This window comes from Vogesella alkaliphila, assembly GCF_014652475.1.
Lineage (GTDB): Bacteria > Pseudomonadota > Gammaproteobacteria > Burkholderiales > Chromobacteriaceae > Vogesella > Vogesella alkaliphila.
Genome location: NZ_BMYW01000025.1, coordinates 1 through 837 on the forward strand (window position 1 = coordinate 1; position 837 = coordinate 837).

General features: G+C 58.3%; 1 protein-coding gene. It reads right to left on the reverse strand.

Annotated features, from left to right (window positions below; translation table 11 throughout):
- A partial coding sequence (locus IE100_RS16335) for an elongation factor Tu (protein ID WP_189375668.1) occupies window positions 1–837 on the reverse strand: 837 nt, incomplete at both ends.

An 837-nucleotide genomic window follows, 5' to 3' on the forward strand; every position in this document is an offset into this window, starting at 1 on the left:
CCATCGCGATCGGAGCAATCAGCTCAACCTTGATTTCCACGTTGTCGCCTGGCATAACCATTTCCACGCCTTCCGGCAGGCTAACCGCACCAGTCACGTCAGTCGTACGGAAGTAGAACTGTGGACGGTAGTTAGCGAAGAATGGGGTGTGACGACCACCTTCTTCCTTGGACAGAACGTACACCGAACCGGTGAAGGTGGTGTGCGGCTTGATCGAACCCGGCTTAACCAGAACCTGACCACGCTCAACGTCTTCACGCTTGGTACCGCGCAGCAGCACGCCTACGTTGTCGCCAGCCTGACCTTGGTCCAGCAGCTTGCGGAACATTTCCACGCCGGTGCAAGTAGTCTTGGCAGTAGCCTTCAGACCAACGATTTCCAGTTCTTCACCAACTTTAACGATACCGCGCTCTACACGACCGGTCACCACAGTACCACGGCCGGAGATCGAGAATACGTCTTCGATTGGCAGCAGGAACGGCTTGTCAACAGCGCGCTCTGGAGTCGGGATGTAGCTGTCCAGCGCATCGGCCAGACGGAAGATTGCTGGTTCGCCGTATTCGGACTGGTCGCCTTCCAGCGCCAGACGAGCGGAGCCGGTCACGATCGGGGTGTCGTCGCCTGGGAAGTCGTAGGACGACAGCAGGTCACGCACTTCCATTTCAACCAGTTCCAGCAGCTCAGCGTCGTCAACCAGGTCAGCCTTGTTCAGGAAGACGATGATGTACGGAACGCCAACCTGGCGGGACAGCAGGATGTGTTCGCGAGTCTGTGGCATTGGGCCGTCAGCTGCGGAGCAAACCAGGATCGCGCCGTCCATCTGCGCAGCACCGGTAA